This window comes from Streptomyces sp. NPDC002309 (genome assembly GCF_053593375.1).
On the sequence record NZ_JBSFCI010000006.1, the window covers coordinates 24,960 to 43,276 of the forward strand.

16 protein-coding genes are annotated in these 18,317 nt (G+C 73.7%); 10 read left to right on the forward strand and 6 right to left on the reverse strand.

Annotated elements, in window-relative coordinates; genetic code table 11:
• The first annotated feature begins 113 nt into the window (after nt 1–113).
• A complete protein-coding gene (locus ACWCPM_RS07095) occupies nt 114–560 on the forward strand; it encodes a DUF4395 domain-containing protein (protein WP_450975114.1) in 447 nt (148 codons plus the stop codon).
• Nucleotides 561–567: 7 nt separating this feature from the next.
• Nucleotides 568–996 carry a TlpA family protein disulfide reductase gene (locus tag ACWCPM_RS07100; RefSeq protein WP_450975115.1) on the forward strand — a complete coding sequence of 143 codons (429 nt, stop codon included), beginning with the start codon at nt 568–570 and terminating at the stop codon, nt 994–996.
• Nucleotides 997–1,050: 54 nt separating this feature from the next.
• Here ACWCPM_RS07100 and ACWCPM_RS07105 read toward each other — a convergent pair whose 3' ends face one another.
• From ACWCPM_RS07105 to ACWCPM_RS07120, 4 genes are all read right to left on the reverse strand, one after another.
• Entirely contained in the window at nt 1,051–1,917 is an 867-nt protein-coding gene (locus ACWCPM_RS07105) for a geranyl diphosphate 2-C-methyltransferase (protein ID WP_450975266.1), read from the reverse strand.
• Between the two features lie 82 nt (nt 1,918–1,999).
• Nucleotides 2,000–3,058: a family 2 encapsulin nanocompartment cargo protein terpene cyclase gene (locus ACWCPM_RS07110; RefSeq protein ID WP_450975116.1), complete on the reverse strand. Its 1,059-nt coding sequence runs from the start codon at nt 3,056–3,058 to the stop codon at nt 2,000–2,002.
• A gap of 19 nt (nt 3,059–3,077) precedes the next feature.
• Entirely contained in the window at nt 3,078–3,464 is a 387-nt protein-coding gene (locus ACWCPM_RS07115) for a hypothetical protein (protein WP_450975117.1), read from the reverse strand.
• Between the two features lie 358 nt (nt 3,465–3,822).
• Entirely contained in the window at nt 3,823–4,491 is a 669-nt protein-coding gene (locus ACWCPM_RS07120; protein WP_450975118.1) for a hypothetical protein, read from the reverse strand.
• A gap of 182 nt (nt 4,492–4,673) precedes the next feature.
• Between ACWCPM_RS07120 and ACWCPM_RS07125 the strand changes: the two genes are divergently transcribed.
• Complete coding sequence (locus ACWCPM_RS07125; RefSeq protein ID WP_450975119.1) at nt 4,674–5,849, forward strand: sensor histidine kinase; 1,176 nt, start codon at nt 4,674–4,676, stop codon at nt 5,847–5,849.
• Nucleotides 5,846–6,502: a response regulator transcription factor gene (locus ACWCPM_RS07130; RefSeq protein ID WP_450975120.1), complete on the forward strand. Its 657-nt coding sequence runs from the start codon at nt 5,846–5,848 to the stop codon at nt 6,500–6,502. The genes ACWCPM_RS07125 and ACWCPM_RS07130 overlap by 4 nt, the downstream gene beginning before the upstream one ends.
• A gap of 116 nt (nt 6,503–6,618) precedes the next feature.
• Here the strand turns inward: ACWCPM_RS07130 and ACWCPM_RS07135 are convergent, their stop codons facing one another.
• Nucleotides 6,619–7,500 carry a YegS/Rv2252/BmrU family lipid kinase gene (locus ACWCPM_RS07135; protein WP_450975121.1) on the reverse strand — a complete coding sequence of 294 codons (882 nt, stop codon included), beginning with the start codon at nt 7,498–7,500 and terminating at the stop codon, nt 6,619–6,621.
• Nucleotides 7,501–7,600: 100 nt separating this feature from the next.
• Entirely contained in the window at nt 7,601–9,199 is a 1,599-nt protein-coding gene (locus ACWCPM_RS07140; protein ID WP_450975267.1) for an FAD-binding oxidoreductase, read from the reverse strand.
• A 68-nt stretch (nt 9,200–9,267) separates the two neighbouring features.
• On the opposite strand from ACWCPM_RS07140, the gene ACWCPM_RS07145 reads away from it, so the two are divergent.
• The 6 genes from ACWCPM_RS07145 to murQ all read left to right on the forward strand — a co-directional run bounded on the left by ACWCPM_RS07145 (nt 9,268) and on the right by murQ (nt 18,296).
• Complete coding sequence (locus tag ACWCPM_RS07145; RefSeq protein ID WP_450975122.1) at nt 9,268–9,885, forward strand: TetR/AcrR family transcriptional regulator; 618 nt, start codon at nt 9,268–9,270, stop codon at nt 9,883–9,885.
• On the forward strand, nt 9,882–11,459 hold the full coding sequence (locus ACWCPM_RS07150) for a glycerol-3-phosphate dehydrogenase/oxidase (protein WP_450975123.1): 1,578 nt from the start codon (nt 9,882–9,884) through the stop codon (nt 11,457–11,459). Before ACWCPM_RS07145 ends, ACWCPM_RS07150 begins: the two co-directional genes overlap by 4 nt.
• 290 nt (nt 11,460–11,749) lie before the next feature.
• A complete protein-coding gene (locus tag ACWCPM_RS07155) occupies nt 11,750–12,862 on the forward strand; it encodes an aminotransferase class V-fold PLP-dependent enzyme (protein ID WP_450975124.1) in 1,113 nt (370 codons plus the stop codon).
• A 222-nt stretch (nt 12,863–13,084) separates the two neighbouring features.
• Nucleotides 13,085–14,014, forward strand: a complete 930-nt coding sequence (locus ACWCPM_RS07160; protein ID WP_450975125.1) for a MurR/RpiR family transcriptional regulator — start codon at nt 13,085–13,087, stop codon at nt 14,012–14,014.
• 240 nt (nt 14,015–14,254) lie between these two features.
• On the forward strand, nt 14,255–17,149 hold the full coding sequence (locus ACWCPM_RS07165) for an FAD-binding and (Fe-S)-binding domain-containing protein (RefSeq protein WP_450975126.1): 2,895 nt from the start codon (nt 14,255–14,257) through the stop codon (nt 17,147–17,149).
• A 205-nt stretch (nt 17,150–17,354) separates the two neighbouring features.
• Nucleotides 17,355–18,296 carry an N-acetylmuramic acid 6-phosphate etherase gene (gene murQ / locus ACWCPM_RS07170; RefSeq protein WP_450975127.1) on the forward strand — a complete coding sequence of 314 codons (942 nt, stop codon included), beginning with the start codon at nt 17,355–17,357 and terminating at the stop codon, nt 18,294–18,296.
• Nucleotides 18,297–18,317: the final 21 nt, after the last annotated feature.

The following is an 18,317-nucleotide window of genomic DNA, read 5'->3' on the forward strand; positions in this document are numbered from 1 at the left end:
CGTTCCTGGTGATCAGGGCTCACATCGACTTCGGTCGGGTGTGGTCCGCCGCGTGTCGCTGACACGCGCACCCCGTCCCTCAGGAACCGTCTTCTGCCGTCCCGGAGTACGACATGCCCGACCGAACCCCTGCCGCGCCCGTCCGTGTCGACCCGCGCGGGCCCCGATTCGCCGCCGCCCTCACCACCCTGGTCCTCCTCGTGGTCCTGGGCACCGGCAGTGGTCCGCTCCTGGCCGCGCAGGCCGTCGTCTTCGCCGTAGGCGCCGCCCTGGGCCTGCGCCGGTCGCCCTACGGCTGGCTCTACCGCCGCCTGGTACGCCCCCGACTCGGCCCGCCGGCGGAGCTGGAGGACGAGCGGCCCCCGCGGTTCGCGCAGGCCGTCGGCCTCGGCTTCGCGCTGGTCGGGACCGCGGGATACCTCACGGGTGTCACCTGGCTCGGCATCACGGCGGCAGCGGCGGCTCTGGCCGCCGCGCTGCTGAACGCCGCCTTCGGCTACTGCCTGGGCTGCGAGGTCTACCTCCTCGCGGCACGTGGCCGCGCCCGGCTGAGCGGGTGACGTGACCATGGGGGATCCGACGGGACTGACCGTGGCAGCCGTGGTCTCGACTGCCGCCCTCCTCTTCGGTCTGCTCCGGGCCCGCCGCGACGGCAGGCTGCGCGACGGCGGACGGGACGGAGGACTGCGGTTGTCCGCCCGTGAGTTGGGGCAGGCGCTCGGTGAGCGAGCGACCCTGGTGCAGTTCTCGACCACCATGTGCGCGTTCTGCCCCGGCACCAGGCGGCTGCTGGCCGACGTCGCCGCTTCGACGGGCGGCGTCGCGTTCGTGGAGATCGACGCCGAGACACGGCTCGACCTGGTGCGGCGCGCCGACGTGATGCGCACCCCGACCGTTCTCGTCCTCGACCGCGCGGGCCGTGTCGTGCGCCGCGCCTCCGGACCGCCGGACCGGTCCGACGTGCTGTCGGCGGTGGAGCTGGCCACGGCGGAGTAGAAGCCGGCGGTGCGGGCGGCCGTACGCACGTGCCACCCGCACCGCTTCATGGAGTCAGACCCGGTCGGCGGTGATCATGAGGTACTGGAAGCTGCCGTTGCGGTAGGCGTTCAGGAAGGTGTCCTCGATGCCCGTGACCAGGTGGTCGGCCTCGCGGCGCAGGTCCCAGTAGGGGATCGCGTCCGCCGTGAGGTCCTGGACGTGCACGGGAACGAGCCGGTTGCGGGCCATCGCGCGGAAGTAGGCCGAGCGGGGGTGGATGTCGCAGATGTAGTGGGCGTTGATGAGGGAGACCTCGCGAGAGGCCTGGCCGTACGTGTCGTTGTAACAACCGGTGATCACCACGTAGCGGCCGCCCCGGCGCAACAGGCGGGCGTGCTCGGCGAAGAGCAGGTCCAGTTCGACGTACATGGTGGACTCGTTGTTCCAGGACGCCGCGTAGGCGCCCGTGGTCAGGCCGGTGTCGAGCATGTTGCGGTGGTGGTAGCGCACCTTGGCGTCGATTCCGCGTTTGCGTGCCTGCTCGTTGGCGAAGTCGGCCTGCTTGGCGGAGATGGTGACCCCGTCGGCATGACAGCCGTAGCGCAGGTTCGCGACCACGCTGCCGCCGCCCCGACCGCAGCCGGCGTCGAACACCCGGTCCGTGGGGGAGAGTTCGCCCAGATGGGACGCGAGGAGCTCGGCCTGCGCGTGTTCCAGCCGGTGCAGTTCATGGGTGATCCGCTCACGGCGCCGGTCGGCGTCCGGCTCGTCGAGCACCGATCGGTCGGCCTCTCCGACGCCGTAGTGGTGGTGGTACAGGTCGTCGAGTTTTCCGAGTTCGAGGTTGACCGGGTTCTCCTCGGCGTTCCAGTAGTCCGCGATGCGGTTCTGGTACGTGGACTGCGTGGGAACCGCCGCGGGCGCGGTGCCGGTGTGCATGGTGGTCAACGCTGACTCCTTCGTGCTGTGGTACAGGTGCGAGTGCTGATCGGCCTACGGCTGGTCGTGCCGAGGACGTGGGTCACCAGTAGTCGGGCAGTCGGTAGCGGTCGGTGTTGGTGGCGTGCCACTCGTGGTTGCCCGCCACCCAGTCGGCCAGGCCGCGGGCGTAGCGTTCGAGGAGCGGCGAGGTGGCGGACAGCGCCGCCGCCTCCGTCTCGAAGGCGTCCATGACCTGGTTGTGGATGTCGACGCTGCGCAGGTACGCCGTCTTGAGGCCGCACCGGTCGTTCGCGGCCACCACCTGGGGCAGGTTCAGATGGTCGGGATCGCTCGCCAGTTCCTTGGTGAACGAGTACAGGTCGTTGACGATGGTGGTGGCGTTGCAGGCCAGGACGGTGATGCGCTGCACCTCCGGGCGGGCGTAGACGGCTTCGGGCAGTTCGTAGCCGTCCACGGCGTCGATGATGGACAGGCAGGGCCGGAAGTTGTTGAACTGCCGCATCACCAGGTACTCCCAGACACGCGGCATGTGACGCGTCTCCGACCAGGAGGCTTCCGCGAGATACCCCATGTGCAGCCGGGCCAGGTCGTGCACCAGCCGGTCGACCTGGCTGGGCGTGGCGAGCAGCGCGTAGTCCTTCACCGCCCAGTGGTACGACCGCAAGGGGCCGTCGGCCTGGACGCCCTCGCGCCACTCCTGCTCGGTGTCGGGGGTGCCGTGGAAGGGGTCGAGGGCGGACTGCGCCATGATCAGCCTGCCGCCCAGGCCGCGCCGCGCGCCGCCCCGGCCCTCGTCCTCCTCGCAGTAGCAGCTGTCGACGATGTTCTCGGCCAGCAGCAGTTTGCCGGCGACCGTGAGGCGCTCCAGGTCGGCCGCCGCGGGGTGCTGCAGGACGACGGCGCGGCCGAACCGGAACTGGCCGAAGTCCCCGCTCCACTCCGCGGGAAACAGGTCGAGGCCGCGGGCCCAGGCCTCGAGCCTGCGGTCGATCTCCTCGACCTTCTCCGGGTCGGCGGGCGCGGCCGGCCGGTACGTCAGTCCCGGAACGGCTCCGCCGCGCCGGGCGCGCAGGCTCCGGACGAGGTTCGGCGGGCCGGGCAGCGACGTTCCGGCGGCGGTACGCGAAGGGCTGGTCATAGACGTGTGCTCCACCTGGTCAGTCGGCGGTCCGGCGGATCCGGACGTGCTCCGGGACTTCCGCCGCGTCGGGTACGAGGATGGCCGGCGAGTAGGGGGCGGTCACGGGGCAGTCGGTGCGGGCGGCCTTGTCGACACCCGTGAACCGGACGTTCAGTCCGGGCTGGTGCTCCTCGGGGATGCCGGTCCGGTACAGGCCGACAACGCCCTCCCGGTTGTCCAGCAGCTCCCGCTCCTGGCGTTCGCGGATCTCCTCCACGGTCAGACGCAGTTGCTGCCGGGTCCGGTCGGTGGTGGCCGGCCGGCGCGCCGCACGCGTACCGAGGCCGGTGAGCTCGCGCTCCGCGGATGCCGCCGGCGCCGCCTCTTCGGCGGCGGGACCGGCGACGCCGTCCGCAGCGGACACATTCCCTCCCGGTTGTACGAGCACCAGTGAGCAGAACGGCCGGTGGTGCGCGAGTGGCCGTGTGCTGCAGCAAGACAATCAGCCTTGCCAGGCGTGCGGTACGGCGCGAAAGGGGCGGTCTTGCACCCAGGGTGCGCAAACATCCCTTATGAGGCGGACGGCGCATTCCCCGAGCGCACTCGCGCCCCGCGCTCACCACTCACGCCTGCCGCCCCCGACGTGACACGAGGCAGGTGCGGCACAGCCGTTCGTGGGCCCGGCCGCCGGTACTTCCGGCGGCCGGGCCCACGAGTGCTGATCCGGGACGTGCGACGGCGTGGGTGGCCGCGTCGCCGGACGCGGCCCGTGGCCGCGGCGGTCAGCTCGCGCCGGCGGCCGCGGGCTCGGGCACCGGACGGACGGCGTCCCCGAGGCGGCGTGCGCGCACGGCCATGACCGTGAAGGTCGCACCCAGCACGAGGTACATCAGGACGGCGTTGTACGAGCTGGGGGAGAAGTCCGCGACGAGCGCCAGGAATCCCGCCGGGGCGAGCCAGACGGGCAGTGCCCCCGCCCGCCACAGCCCGATCGCCAGGACCACCAGGCCCAGATCGAAGGCGAGCAGCCGGGCCGCCAGGATGATCATCGCCGCGACGCCGTCGGAGATGGTGTCGTTGGCGGACGCGGCCACCGCGAGGTTGTCCGCCGTGGCCAGATCCCGGATCGCCAGCAGCAGGAACGGGTGGGCGACCAGTGCGAGGGAACCCGTGATCGCCATGGCCCCGCCGATCCGCACCGCCGTCCGGCCGCGGCCGGAGACCGCCGGCACCAGTCCGACCAGTCCGAGCACGAACAGGGCCGCGCCCGTGAACGCGAGCAGGTCGGCGGCCAGGAAGCCCCCGGCGTGGGCGGCGATGAACCGGATCTCGTCCTGCGCGGTGGTCGTCGTGTCGCGCGGGACGACGAGTTCGGACACGAGCCCGAACAGCGGCGCCGCGGCGAGCGCGGCGTAGGAGAGCGCGGGCGCGCGCCAGGTGCGGTGAAGCATGGTTGCCTCCAGTGACTGTGGCCGGTCGGCCCGGCACACCGACGAAGGTGTCAGCCGGCGCCGCCCAGCGCCCCGGCCCGCGGTACCGAGGGGCTCACCCCCCGGTCGGAACTCGCAGGGCCCGAACCGGTACCACAGGGGGAGCCGCGTTCGATCACGTCCGCCCTATACTCGCCACCGTGTTGGCCAGTCGAAGACGGCTCGAACTCCTCCTGGACATGGTTCCCGCGGCACTGCTCTGCCTGTTGGGCGTGTTCGAGGTCATGGACGCGCCGCTGAATCCCGAAGCCAGGCCGCAACACCTGCTGGCTGTGGTCGTCACGACGGGCGCGCTCGCCGTCCGCCGGCACCACCCGCTCACGGTGGCCCTCGGCGTCGCCACGGCCATGGCCCTGACGGCACTCGGCGCCGAGCCCTCCGACGAGGTGGCGGTGCTGCTCGCACTGATCGTCGCCGTCTACAGCGCGGCGGTGTACCTGCCCCTCGTCCGGCTGGCCGCCGCGGTCGCCGCGAACTCGGCCGCCCTCGTCGTGGCGATCCTGAACGACCCGTCCGACTCCGACCCCGGCAACATCGTGCCGACGATCCTGCTGTTCGTGGCGCTGCCCGCCGCCGTCGGAGCCGCTTACCGGCGCCGGCGCACGGCGGTGCAGCAGCTCACCGTCCAGGCCGCGGAACTGCGGCGCACCCGTGACGAGCAGGCGCGCCGGGCCCTGGTCGCCGAGCGCCAGCGCATCGCCAGGGAACTGCACGACCTCGTCGCGCACGCGGTGAGTGTGATCGCCGTCCAGGCCGAGGCGGGCCGCGGGATGCTCACCACCGACCCGGCCACGGCGGAGCGGTCGTTCGCGGCGATAGCGGACGCCTCGCGCGGCGCCCTGGTGGAACTGGCCCGGCTGCTGCGACTGCTCCGGGACGACGGGACACCGGCCGACGGCGCTCCCGACGAGCCCGAACCGCGCGAGCCGCAACCGCACTTCGACGATCTCGACCGCCTGGTGTCCACCATGGACGCCGCGGGACTCACGGTGCGCGTGACCATGGAGGGCCGGCCGCGGCCGCTCGACCAGGGCGTCTCCCTGTGCGCCTACCGCGTCGTGCAGGAATCGCTCACCAACGCGCTCAAGCACTCCGCCTCCGCCACGGCCGATCTGAGGCTGCGCTACGACGAGGACCTCCTGGAGATAGAGGTGCACACGGCGACCCCCGTGGCCTCCTCCGGGGACGGCGGCACCGGTAAGGGGCTCGTCGGCATGTGGGAGCGCGTCGTCGTCTGCGGCGGCAGCATGACGCTGGACGTGGCCGCCGGGTTCACCGTGCGGGTCGGACTGCCGCTCGCGGTGGGGGTGTCGGCATGATCCGGGTGGTGGTCGCCGACGACGAGATGCTGATCCGGCACGGACTCGCCGCCATCCTCTCCGGCGAACCGGACATCGAGGTGGTCGCCCAGGCCGCGGACGGGGTGGAGGCGCTCGGCGAGGTGCGACGCACCGATCCCGACGTCGTGCTGATGGACATCCGGATGCCGCTGCTCGACGGTATCGAGGCCACCCGCAGACTCGCCCGTACGGCGCCGCGCAGCCGGGTCCTCGTGCTCACCACGTTCGATCTCGACCAGTACGTCTACCACGCGATGCGGGCCGGGGCCTCGGGCTTCCTGCTCAAGAGCGCGCCCCGGGCGCAGCTGACGGCGGGGGTGCGCACGGTCGCCGCGGGCGACGCCCTGCTGGCCCCGGTCCTGACCCGTCGTCTGCTGGAGGAGTTCCTCAGCGGGCCGCCGCCGGACGGCGCGGGGCAGCCGTCCCTGGACGACCTGACCCAACGGGAGCGGGAGGTGCTGCGGCTGGTCGGCCGGGGCATGTCCAACACCGAGGTCGGCACGGTGCTCTGCCTCGCGGAGAGCACCGTCAAGACGCACGTGGGCAACCTGCTCGCCAAACGCGGACTGCGGGACCGGGCCCAACTCGTCGTCCTCGCGTACGAGTCGGGACTCCTGCGCCCAGGACGCTGACGCGGTAGGTCACTGACCCGCGGGCGGTTGTCCACCGGAGCCGGGAGGCGGCAGTCCCGCGCCGCGGTCCGTCGGCTGGTCGGCCGGTCCGGAACGCCCGCTCCCGGGCGGGCTCCTCAGTGCAGGACGCGCAGTGCGCCCGGCAGCACCCTGGCCGTGACGGGAAGGACCGCCTCCACCTCGCCGTCGGCGCCGTAGGGGATCTCCCTGTCCGCCTCGATGCGTATCTCCTTGCCCTGGACGACCGTCACCTGGGGCCGGTCGACGTGGGTGCCCTTGTCGAGTTCCTTCATCAGGGCGAAGAACAGCCGACGCGGGGCATCGCGGATCATCACCACGTCCAGCAGGCCGTTGTCCAGCCGGGCGCCCGGGGCCACGAGGCGGGCGGAGCCGTAGTAGCCGGAGTTGGCGGCCACCGCGGTGTAGCCGGAGTAGGCGTGTTCCTCCCCGTCGACGGTGACCCGGTAGCGGGCGGGGCGCCAGGTGCTGATGGCGCGCAGGGCCCCGGCGTAGTAGGAAGCGGTGCCGCGCAGCAGCCGGGCGCGGTTGGCATGGCGGTTGGCGAGCGCGTCCACCCCGGCGTAGACGCTGCCGAGGACGACGGTGCGGTCGTGGACGGCCGAGGTGAGCTCGATCGTGTCGACGGCACGCGGTGCGGCGTGGAGCAGGATGCCGGCCAGGGCCTCGGCGTCGTCGGGCAGCCCCAGGGCCCGGGCGAAGTCGTTGCCGCGCCCGGCGGGGATGACGCCGAACACCGCCTCGGTGCCGCTCAGCGCGCCCCCGATGCCCCCGGTGATGCCGTCGCCGCCGACGGCGAGGACCACCCGACCGCGCTCTCCGGCCCGCCCGGCGAGCTCGCGGGCGTGGGCGAGGCTGCGGCTGTACTCGGTCTCCAGTCCGGCGCCGGCCTCCCGCAGCAGCCGGGCCACCTTGAGCAGCGCCGCGGCGCCGGTCGCTCCGCCCGCGGTGGGGTTGACGACGGCGGTGAACTGTCGCATCGATGTGCCTCCGGGCTGACGGTGGTGACGGTGGTGAAGGGCCGGTGCCGAACTGGTGCCGGGCTGTCGGCCGACGAAGGGACGGGCCGCGGCGGCGGGTTCACTCAGTGGGCAGCAGGACGCCCGGGTTCAGCAGGCCCTTCGGGTCCAGCCGTCGCTTGACGGCCCGCAGTGCCGCGACACCCAGCTCCCCGGCCTCCCGGACGTACCAGTCGCGGTGGTCGGTGCCCACTCCGTGGTGGTGCGTGATGGTGCCGCCCGCGTCGAGGATCGCGTCGTTGGCGGCGTGCTTGGCGCGCGTCCAGTGCGCCACCGGGTCGGCGCCCTGGGCGGAGACGACGGTGAAGTACAGGGAGGCGCCGTTCTCGTAGACGTGCGAGATGTGGCACATCACCAGGGGCGGGGTGCCGCCCTCGGTGAGCGTGCGGGTCAGCGCCTCACGGACGGCGTCGTACAGACCCGGCAGCCGCGACCAGTAGGCGGCGGTCTCCAGCGTCTCGGCGAACGCGCCCGCTTCGAGGAGCGAGTCGCGCAGGTAGGGCGCCGAGTAGCGGCCGTGCGCCCAGCGCTCGCCCGGCTCCGCGCCCGCGAAGGTGCCGCCGCAGTCGGCGAGGACGGCCGCGGCGTCCGCGCGGCGCCGCGCGGTGTCGTCCTCGGTGCCCTCGAACCCGACCACCGCCAGGCATCCGGCGCCCTGTTCCGCGGCGGCGGAGCCGATGGCGTCCGGCTGGGCGAGGCCGATCAGCGTCTCGGTCTCGTCGGACAGCCGCAGGACGGTGGGGCGCGGACCGTCCTGGGCGAGCCGGCGCAGGGCGGCGGCACCCGCGTCGAAGGAGGCGAACCGCCAGCCCTCGTGGCGTCGTACCTCCGGGACGGGCCGGACGCGGACGGTCACGGAGGTGATGACGCCGAAGGCGCCCTCGGAGCCGAGCAGCAGCTGGCGCAGGTCGGGTCCGGCGGCCGAGCGGGGGGCCCGGCCGGTGTCCAGGGTGCCTTCGGGCGTGGCGAGGGTGAGGCCCAGCACCATCTCGTCGAACCGGCCGTAGCCCGCGGAGGCCTGTCCGCTGGAACGGGTCGCGGCGTAGCCGCCGATGGTGGCCCACTCGTAGGACTGCGGGAAGTGGCCCAGGGTGAAGCCGTGCTCGGAGAGCAGCGCCTCGGCCTCGGGGGTGCGCAGGCCGGGTTCCAGCGTGGCGGTGCGGGAGACCGGGTCGAGGTCGAGCAGGCGGTTCATATGGCGCAGGTCCAGGGCGACGAAGGGGGTCCGGCCGCCGGGGACGAGTCCCCCGACGACGGAGGTGCCGCCGCCGAACGGGACCAGAGGCAGGCCGTGCTCCGCGCAGGCGCGGAGCACGGCGGCCACCTCGTCGTGGCTTCGCGGCAGGACCACGGCGGCCGGCGCGTCGGCGGTGTCGCCGTCGCGGATGCGCAGCAGGTCCGGGGTGGACTTGCCGCGGGTGTGCCGTACGCGGGTCTCCGTGTCCGTGCGGACCAGGTCCTTCCGGTCGCCGACCGCGCGGAGCAGTGCCCGGTGGGCGGGGCCTTCGAGGCCGGGCGCGGCGATCTCGGCCTTCTCCAGCGGTGCCGGGGCCGTGGGATGGGGTGTGACGCCGAGCCAGTCGCGCAGCAGCCCGGTCACGTCGTCGGGCAGCGGCGTCGCCCTGGCCGGGTCGCCCCAGCCGTTCCACAGCATGTCCATGCGTGTCGTCCTCACACAGTTCTCGAGGGTGTGCCGCCGGAGCGGGTCCGGGCGTTACACTGTTACACATGACGCCTATTCGTCACAATGGATCGGTTCCGCAGAACTCCTCCGACACCGACGTGGTCCTGGACGCCGTGCGGGACTGCGTCCTCGCGGTCGGCGTCCGCCGCACGACCATGACCGACGTGGCCCGCCGCGCCGGCGTCTCCCGGATGACGCTCTACCGGCGCTCGCCCGACGTCCGCACCCTCGTCGGCGATCTGATGACCCGTGAGTGGATCGCGGTGGCCATGGACGCCATGCCGGAGAGCGGACCGGAGGCGAGCACGCGCGCGACGCTGGTCGACGGCCTGGTGGCGGGAGTGACGGCGTTCCGGGCCCATCCGCTCTTCCAGAAGATCGTCGACGTGGATCCCGAACTCCTCCTGCCCTACATGCTGGACCGTCGAGGCGCGAGCCAGGAGGCACTGCTGGACCTGCTGGCCGACGCCCTGCGCACGGGGCACGCCGACGGCTCCGTGCGCGAGTCCCCCGCCGAACTCCAGGCGCGGACCGTCCTGCTGATCCTGCAGTCCTTCGCCCTGTCGCTGCGCACCATGGCCGACGAGGACGACGCCGACCTGGACACCGCCGCCTTCCTGGCCGAACTGCGCACCGTTCTGGAAAGGACCCTCACCCCATGAGCCCGACCAGCAACCCCGCCGCCGGAAGCTCCCTGTCCGCCGCGCGGCGCATCCGCGACCTGGCCGAGGCCACCGACGGCCGTGTCGTGGACGTGCTGGTGGTCGGCCTCGGCGCGACCGGTGCGGGAGTCGCCCTCGACGCCGCGGCCCGGGGCCTGGACGTCGTCGCCGTCGACGCCCACGACCTGGCGTTCGGTACGTCGCGCTGGAGTTCCAAGCTCATCCACGGCGGGCTGCGCTACCTGGCCTCCGGGCAGCTCGACGTGGCCCACGAGAGCGCGGTCGAGCGCGGCGTGCTGATGGAACGCACGGCGCCCCATCTCGTACGCCCCCAGCCGTTCGTGCTGCCCTTGACCGCGCTCGTCTCCCGGGGACAGGCCGCCCTGACCTGGGCCGGACTCCGGGCCGGAGACACCCTGCGGCTGACCGCCCGCACGGCCCGCGCGACGCTGCCCGCCCCGCGTCGGCTGACCACGGTCGAGACCCGGCACATGGCCCCGGCGCTGCGCCCGGACGGGCTGCGCGGCGGCCTGCTGTCCTGGGACGGGAAACTCACCGACGACGCCCGCCTGGTGACCGCCGTGGCCCGCACGGCCGCCCGGCACGGCGCCCGCGTCCTGACCCGCGTCCGGGCCCTGGAACTGACCGGTTCCGGCGCCCGCGTCCGCGACGAACTCACCGGCGAGGAGGGCGAGATCCGCGCCCGCGCCGTGGTCAACGCCTCCGGCGTGTGGGCGGGCGACCTGGTGGACGGCATCCGGATCCGGCCCTCTCGGGGCACCCACCTCGTCCTGCGCTCCGAGCACATCGGGCCGCTCCCCGCCGGTCTGCACATCCCGGTCCCCGGTGAGACGAACCGCTTCGTCCTCGTCCTGCCCCAGGACGACGGCCGGGTCTACGTCGGTCTGACCGACGAACCCCTGGACGGCCCCCTCCCCGACGTCCCCGAGGCCCCCGAGGCCGACGTCGGCTTCCTGCTCGACGTGCTCGGCTCGGTGCTGGACACGCCCGTCGGACGGGACGACGTCGTCGGCGCCTTCGCCGGACTGCGCCCCCTGCTGGACACCTCGGCGACGCCCGGCACGGCCGCACGCACGGCGGACATCTCCCGCCGGCACGCGGTACTGACCTCACCGGACGGCGTGGTCAGCGTCGTCGGCGGCAAGCTCACCACGTACCGGCGGATGGCCGAGGACGCCGTGAACGCCGCGGTCGCCGCCCGCGGCCTCGCCGCGGGCCCCTCCCCGACCGCGTCGCTCCCGCTCGTCGGAGCCGCCGCGCCCCGCGCGCTGGCCGGGTTGCGGGCGCCCCGCCGCCTGGTCCAGCGTTACGGCACCGAGGCACCGGCGGTGCTGGCCCTGGCCGGGGGCGACGCGCGGCTCGGCGAACCGCTCCTGCCCGGCCATCCCGTCACGGGCGCCGAACTCCTGTGGGCGCTGCGCCACGAGGGCGCCCTGGACGAGGCCGATCTGCTCGACCGGCGCACACGCATCGGACTCGTCCCCGCGGACCGGGCGGAGGCGCTGGAGACCGTACGGGGTTTCGTCGGAACGGCGTTGGCGACAGGGCACTGAATCGATATCGGACGGGGCGGCCCCCGATGTGCGGCCGCCCGTTCCTCCGGCACCGCGGACGCATGGCTGCCGCGGGAGTCGTCCGCCGACGCTCCGGGCGCCCATGGCCGCCGCCGACGGGCACGGGGGGCCGCCGTCGGCCCGGGCGCGGGGCCTTGCGCCCGGGGCCGTAACGTAGGACGGGCACGGCCGCGACGGACGCCCGGGGAGCGGTGGACCGACCTACCCGCACCCCTCGGCCCGCGACCGCACGCTCCACTCGATCGCCCGTCCCGGAAGGAAGCGCGCCCGTGCTCACGTCGTACGCAGCCCACTTCGACACCCCCGCCGGCTATCTGGACTTCGCACGGTTCGGCCCGCCGTCGCGGGACGTCGTGGCGGCCACCGCGCGTGCGATGGACGAGTCCGCCCGTGCCGACCACACCACCGTGGACGGCCTGATGCGGGCCGATCGGACGGCACGGGAGAGCGCGGCCCGGCTGGCGGGCACGGACCCCGGGCACGTCGTGCTCCTGCCGAACGCGTCCACCGGACTCTTCCATGCCGCCCTCGGCATGCGCGAAGGCGTCGTCCTCGCGCCGCGCTCCGACTTCCCCTCCAACCAGTACCCGTGGCGCCGCGCCGCGAGCCTCGGGCGGGTCACGCCCCGCTGGCTCGACCCGGCGCCCGGCCAGGGCGTCGACCCCGACCTCGTCCGCGGCGCACTGACCGACGACACCGTCGCCCTGTCCGTCAGCGCCGTCGACTTCCGTACCGGCTTCCGGGCCGACCTGGCGGCGCTGCGCGAGGTGATCGGCGAGGACCGGCTGCTGATCGTGGACGCCATCCAGGCGTTCGGCGTGACCGACATGCCCTGGGAGGCGGCGGACGTCCTGGTCGTGGGCGGCCAGAAGTGGCTGCGGGCGGGCTGGTCCACGGGTTTCGCGGCCCTGTCGGACCGGGCGCTCGACTCCCTGGAGCCGGTCCTCACCGGCTGGACGGGCGTCGAGGACGTCGGCCTCTTCGACGGCGCGGAGCATCCGCCCGCCCCTGATGCCCGGCGGTGGTCGATCACGAATCTCAGCCCGGTGGCGGCAGCGGCCTTCGCCGCGGCGCTGGACGTCGTGGAGCGGCACACCGTCACCGCGATCGAGAGCGCCATCGAGGCGCGGGTCACCGAACTCGGCGAGGTCGTCGAACGGTTCGGCGGACGCGTCCTCTCCCCGGCCGACCCGGCGCGGCGCGGCGGCATCCTCTCGTTCGCGCTTCCGGGCCGCGATCCCGCGCTCGTCGCCAAGGCCCTGCAGTCCGAGGGGGTCACCGTGACGGCGCGCACGGACTCGCTGCGGCTCTCCCCGCACGCCTCGACCCCACCGGAGACGTCCGAGCGGGTCGCCGCCGCACTGTCGTCGGCGCGCGGCTGACCCTCTCGTTGCGCCGCACACGGCGGAGCGCGCGGCTGACCCTCTCGTTCCGCCGCACGCGGCGGAGCCCCGGTGCTCGCCGCCAGGTGCGCGCCCCGTGGCGGGCGGGCGCGAGCGGGTCGCCTCCGGCGCCGCACGTCATGGCACCGATCTGACCCGGTGTTGTGATTAACTGCCTGTCACGGTGCGTACGCCCTCGTCGTCCGGTGCAGGAGGAAGCCGATGAGCCGCCGGGACGAGCCCCGCACGCCGGAGCCGGAGCGAGGCCCCGCCGGGGGAGGCGGAGCCGATGCCCTCACCCGTATCCGCGCCGGCCGTCCCACGCTGCCGCCCTCCGAGCGGCGGGTGGCCGACGCGGTGATCGCAGACCCGGCCGGAAGCTCGGAACTCTCCATCGGCGTGCTCGCCGAACGGGCCGCCACGTCGCCCGCGACCGTGCTGCGTTTCTGCCGGACGCTCGGCTTCGGCAGCTACCCCCAGCTGCGGCTCGCCCTGGCCGCCGCGGTCGCGCACGAGCGGGCGGTGGGCGGCGAGCGGTCGGCGCTCGGGACGGACATCGATCCGTCCGACACCCTGGAACAGATCGTCAAGAAGATCTTCTACAACGAGGTCCGCGCACTCGACGAGACCGCCCGCGGCGTGGACCCGGCTGTCCTCGCCCGGGCCGTCGACGCCATCGCCGCGGCCCGGCGCGTCGACATCTTCGGTGTCGGCGCCAGCGCCTTCGTGGGCCAGGACCTGCACCAGAAGCTGCACCGCGTCGGCCACATCGCGTTCGTGTGGACGGACGTCCACGCCGCCCTGACGGCGACCGCGCTGCTGGGCCCCGGCGACGTGGCGATCGGGATCTCCCACTCGGGGGAGACGGAGGACACCGTCGAGCCGCTGGCCGCGGCCGCCGCCCGGGGTGCCACCACCGTCGCGCTCACCAACTTCCCGCGGTCCGCCCTGGCGGAGGCGGCCGGCCTGGTCCTCACCACGTCCGTGCGTGAGACACCGTTCCGTTCGGGCGCCACGGTCAGCCGGATCGCCCAGCTGGCCCTGATCGACTGCCTGTTCGTCGCCGTGGCGCAGCGCTCCTACGACGCCTCCGCGGCGGCACTTCAGGAGACGTACGCCGCCGTGCAGCGGCGCCGTCGCCGTCGCCCGTAACACCCTCGCCGGCACGTCGGCCGTTCGCCGGTCCGCTTCCCGCGGCGGTCCCGCATCCCCTTCGCTCAGGCCCCCGGGTGCCCCCGTCCGCCCCGCGCCCCGGCCTGCCCGCACCTCGAATGTAATTTAATTACATCTCACACATCCAGTCGTAAGTTATTGACATAACTCGACGGCGATCCTGATACTCCCGTGACCCACCGTCGTCCCGCGCCGAACCGGCGGCGCCGCCGAGGAGCCATGAGCCACCCCACCGCCTCCGCCCCGTCCGCCCCCGCTCCGCAGCACCCCTCCGACGAGCGTCTGGCCGAACTCCTCGCCTCGTGCGTCGGCGACCCGGCCCGGGTGACCACCGCGCTTCCCCGCCGGATCGCGGCGGCCCACGACGCCTCCCCCTACCTGTTCACCCCCCTCGCGGTGGTCCGCGCGGCGTCGGCGGGCGAGGTCGGCGCGCTGATGGCCGGGGCCCGCGCGGCCGGCGTCCCGGTGACCCTGCGCTCCGGCGGCACCAGCCTCGCCGGTCAGGCAAGCGGCGACGGCATCCAGATCGACGTCCGCACGCACTGGCGCAACGCGGAGATCCTCGACGACGGGCAGCGGGTGCGTCTGCAGCCCGGACTGACCGTCCGCCAGGCCAACGCCCGGCTCGCACGGTACGGCCGCCGACTGGGCCCGGACCCGGCGAGCGAGAGCGCCTGCACCATCGGCGGTCTCGTGGCCAACAACTCCAGCGGCATGAACTGCGGCACCCGCGACAACGCGTACCGCACCATCGAGTCCCTGCGTTTCGTGCTGCCCTCCGGCACCGTCGTCGACACCGCCGACTCCGACGCCGACGCGGCGCTGCGGGCGCGCGAGCCCGAACTGCACGAGGGGCTGCTGCGACTGCGGGAACGGGTGCGCGGATCGGACGCGTCCAGGGCCACGGTGGAACGGCTCTTCGCGATGAAGAACACGATGGGGTACGGACTGAACTCCTTCCTCGACCACTCCGCCCCGGCCGACATCCTGGCCCGGCTCATGATCGGCAGCGAGGGCACCCTCGGCTTCGTCGCGGAGGCCGTCTTCCGCACGGTCCCGCTCCTGCCGCACACCGCCACGGGACTGCTCGTCCTGCCGGGGCTGGCCGAGGCGACCGACTGCCTGCCCGCGCTGCTCGCCGCCGGGGCCCGCACCGTGGAACTCCTCGACGCCGCGTCCCTCAGGGTGGCGCAGCGGTCCGCGGACCCGGTGGAGGCCCTGCGCGGTCTTACCGTCACCGGCCACGCGGCGCTGCTCGTCGAGTTCGCGGAGGACGACGCCGAGGCGCTGGAGCACACCGTCGCCGCCGCCCGGCCGGCACTGCGGCTCCTGCCCACGGTCACCCCGGCGGCCCTCACCCGTGACGTGGGGGAGCGCAACCGGCTCTGGAAGCTGCGCAAAGGGCTGTACACGGCGGTCGCCGGCGCGCGCCGTCCCGGAACGACGGCCCTCCTGGAGGACGTGGCGGTGCCGATGGAGCGGCTCACCGCCACCGGCGAGGGCCTGACCGGCCTGTTCGCCCGGCACGGCTACGACGACGCGGTGATCTTCGGCCACGCGCGGGACGGCAACCTGCACTTCATGCTGACCCAGGACTTCGACTCCCGCGCCGAACTGGACCGCTACGCCCGCTTCACCGACGACATGGTCGACCTCGTCCTCGGAGCGGGCGGCACGCTCAAGGCCGAGCACGGCACCGGCCGCGCCATGGCGCCGTTCGTCCGGCGCCAGTACGGCGACGAGCTCTACGAGGTGATGCGCGAGCTCAAGCGGCTGTGCGACCCGCACCGGCTGCTGAGCCCCGGGGTCCTGCTGGACGACGATCCCGAGGCGCACCTCCGCCATCTGAAGAGCGTTCCGGAGGTCGACCCGGCCGTGGACGCCTGCGTCGAGTGCGGCTACTGCGAACCCGTCTGCCCCACCGCCGACGCCACCACCACCCCGCGTCAGCGCATCGCCCTGTTGCGCGAGATCGCCCTCGCCGACGCGGCGGGCGACGACGAAAGGCGCCGCGCCCTGGAGGACGACTACGGCTACGCGGCCGTAGGCAGCTGCGCGGTCGACAGCCTGTGCGTCACCGCCTGCCCCGTCCACATCGACACGGGAGAGGTCATGAAGCGCCTCCGCGCGGACCGGCACGGCAGGACGGCCCAGGCCGTCGCCGACCGGGTGGCGCGGCACTGGGAGGGCACGGTCGCGGGCGTCCGCACGGCGCTCCGGGCGGCTCACGCCGTCCCGTCGCCCGTCACGCGGGCGGCGACCCGGGCGGCGCGCGGACTGGGCGCCGGGGACCTGGTGCCCGAGTGGAGCGACGACATGCCGCGCAGCGGGCCGGACCGCCCCGCGCCACGGCGTCCCGCCGCCGCGGAGGCCGTGTTCTTCGCCGCGTGCATCGGCAGTCTCTTCGCCCCCGAGGAGGACGCCGGACGGACCGCGGGATCGGCGCACGCGTTCCTGCGCCTGTGCGAACGGGCGGGGGTCCCCGTCGCCGTGCCGGAGGGACTGGGCGGCATGTGCTGCGGCACGCCCTGGCAGTCCAAGGGGTACACGCGGGGCCACCGCACCATGGCGGCCCGCACGCTGGACGCCCTGTGGGCGGCCACCGACCAGGGCGCACTGCCCGTCGTCTGCGACGCCTCCTCCTGCACGCACGGCCTGGAACGGCTGGCGGACGCGCTGCCCGAGGAGGACCGCGCCCGCTACGCGGCCCTGCGCTTCGTCGACAGCGTCGCCTTCACCGCGGACCGCCTGCTGCCCGCGCTGCCTGGCGCACGACGCCTGGAGTCCATGGCCCTGCACCCCACGTGCTCGACCACCCACCTGGGCGCCGACGACGCGCTGCGGACCGTGGCCGCGGCCCTGAGTCAGGACGTCACCGTGCCCGACTCCTGGGGCTGCTGCGCCTTCGCGGGCGACCGGGGACTGCTGCATCCCGAGGTCACCGCGGTGGCCACGGCGCGCCAGGCCGCGGAGATCAACAGCCGGTCCTACGACGCCTACGCCTCCTGCAACAGGACCTGCGAGATCGGGATGACCCGCGCCACCGGGCGGCCCTACCGGCACATCCTCGAACTCCTCGACGAGGCCACCGCCCCCGTCGTGTCCGGGATGTGACCCAATGATCGCCTACGGAGTCTTGACGCGACCCCGCACCGAAAATATGTTTCATGTCGCCGGAGCGAAGTGAAAGAAAATTTCGTCGCTGTCTCTCGTGTCACACGGACCGGCCGACCCCGCTCCCCGTCGCGTATGACGGAAACGCGCAGATTCACCGAAGTCCCCCCCGCCATGCCCCGAACCACAGGAGCCGTGAACGTTCATGTCCACCCAAGACGCCGTCGGGAACGGCCTGCTGCGTGACCAACTGGCCACCATGGCCACGGAGGCCTACCGCCCCGACCTGGCGGAGATCGACCGCCTGAGCACGCTGGACATCGCCCGCCACATGAACGCCGAGGACGCGACCGTCAGCGCGGCCGTCGCGGACCGGCTCCCCGAGATCGCCGCCGCGATCGACGGCATCGCCGAGCGGTTGGCCCGGGGCGGCCGGCTCGTCTACGCCGGGGCGGGCACCGCCGGACGGCTCGGGGTGCTGGACGCCTCCGAGTGCCCGCCCACCTTCAACACCGACCCCTCGCAGGTCGTGGGCCTCATCGCGGGCGGCCCGGCCGCCATGGTCACCGCCGTCGAGGGTGCCGAGGACTCCGAGGAGGGAGCCCGTCAGGACCTGGACGGACTCAGGCTGACCGCCGACGACGTGGTGGTCGGCATCTCCGCGTCGGGCCGCACCCCGTACGCCGTCGAGGCGGTCCGCCACGCGCGCTCCCTCGGCGCGCTCACCGTCGGGCTGTCCTGCAACGCCGACAGCGCGCTCGCGGCCGCCGCAGAGCACGGCATCGAGGTCGTCGTCGGCCCGGAGACCGTGACGGGCTCGACCCGGCTCAAGGCGGGCACCGCGCAGAAGCTGGTGCTCAACATGTTCTCCACCATCACCATGATCAGGCTCGGCAAGACCTACGGGAACCTGATGGTCGACGTCCGCGCCTCCAACGAGAAGCTGCGGGCGCGCGCCCACCGGATCGTGGGCCTGGCGACCGACGCCTCGGACGAGGCCATCGCGGCCGCGCTCGCGGCCACCGGCGGCGAGGTCAAGAACGCCATCCTCATCCTGCTCGGATCCGTCGACGCGACGACGGCCGAGCGCCTTCTCCAGGACGCGCACGGACACCTGCGCAGCGCCCTGGAAACAGCCACCGCCTGACGCACCAGCCGATACTCACAG

Bases quoted from the DNA above. Each gene is read 5' to 3' on its own strand.
- ACWCPM_RS07095 (WP_450975114.1), top strand. From the start codon at position 114: ATGCCCGACCGAACCCCTGCCGCGCCCGTCCGTGTCGACCCGCGCGGG.
- ACWCPM_RS07100 (WP_450975115.1), top strand. From the start codon at position 568: ATGGGGGATCCGACGGGACTGACCGTGGCAGCCGTGGTCTCGACTGCC.
- ACWCPM_RS07105 (WP_450975266.1), bottom strand. From the start codon at position 1,917: ATGCACACCGGCACCGCGCCCGCGGCGGTTCCCACGCAGTCCACGTAC.
- ACWCPM_RS07110 (WP_450975116.1), bottom strand. From the start codon at position 3,058: ATGACCAGCCCTTCGCGTACCGCCGCCGGAACGTCGCTGCCCGGCCCG.
- ACWCPM_RS07120 (WP_450975118.1), bottom strand. From the start codon at position 4,491: ATGCTTCACCGCACCTGGCGCGCGCCCGCGCTCTCCTACGCCGCGCTC.
- ACWCPM_RS07130 (WP_450975120.1), top strand. From the start codon at position 5,846: ATGATCCGGGTGGTGGTCGCCGACGACGAGATGCTGATCCGGCACGGA.
- ACWCPM_RS07135 (WP_450975121.1), bottom strand. From the start codon at position 7,500: ATGCGACAGTTCACCGCCGTCGTCAACCCCACCGCGGGCGGAGCGACC.
- ACWCPM_RS07140 (WP_450975267.1), bottom strand. From the start codon at position 9,199: ATGGACATGCTGTGGAACGGCTGGGGCGACCCGGCCAGGGCGACGCCG.
- ACWCPM_RS07145 (WP_450975122.1), top strand. From the start codon at position 9,268: ATGACGCCTATTCGTCACAATGGATCGGTTCCGCAGAACTCCTCCGAC.
- ACWCPM_RS07150 (WP_450975123.1), top strand. From the start codon at position 9,882: ATGAGCCCGACCAGCAACCCCGCCGCCGGAAGCTCCCTGTCCGCCGCG.
- ACWCPM_RS07160 (WP_450975125.1), top strand. From the start codon at position 13,085: ATGAGCCGCCGGGACGAGCCCCGCACGCCGGAGCCGGAGCGAGGCCCC.
- ACWCPM_RS07165 (WP_450975126.1), top strand. From the start codon at position 14,255: ATGAGCCACCCCACCGCCTCCGCCCCGTCCGCCCCCGCTCCGCAGCAC.
- murQ (WP_450975127.1), top strand. From the start codon at position 17,355: ATGTCCACCCAAGACGCCGTCGGGAACGGCCTGCTGCGTGACCAACTG.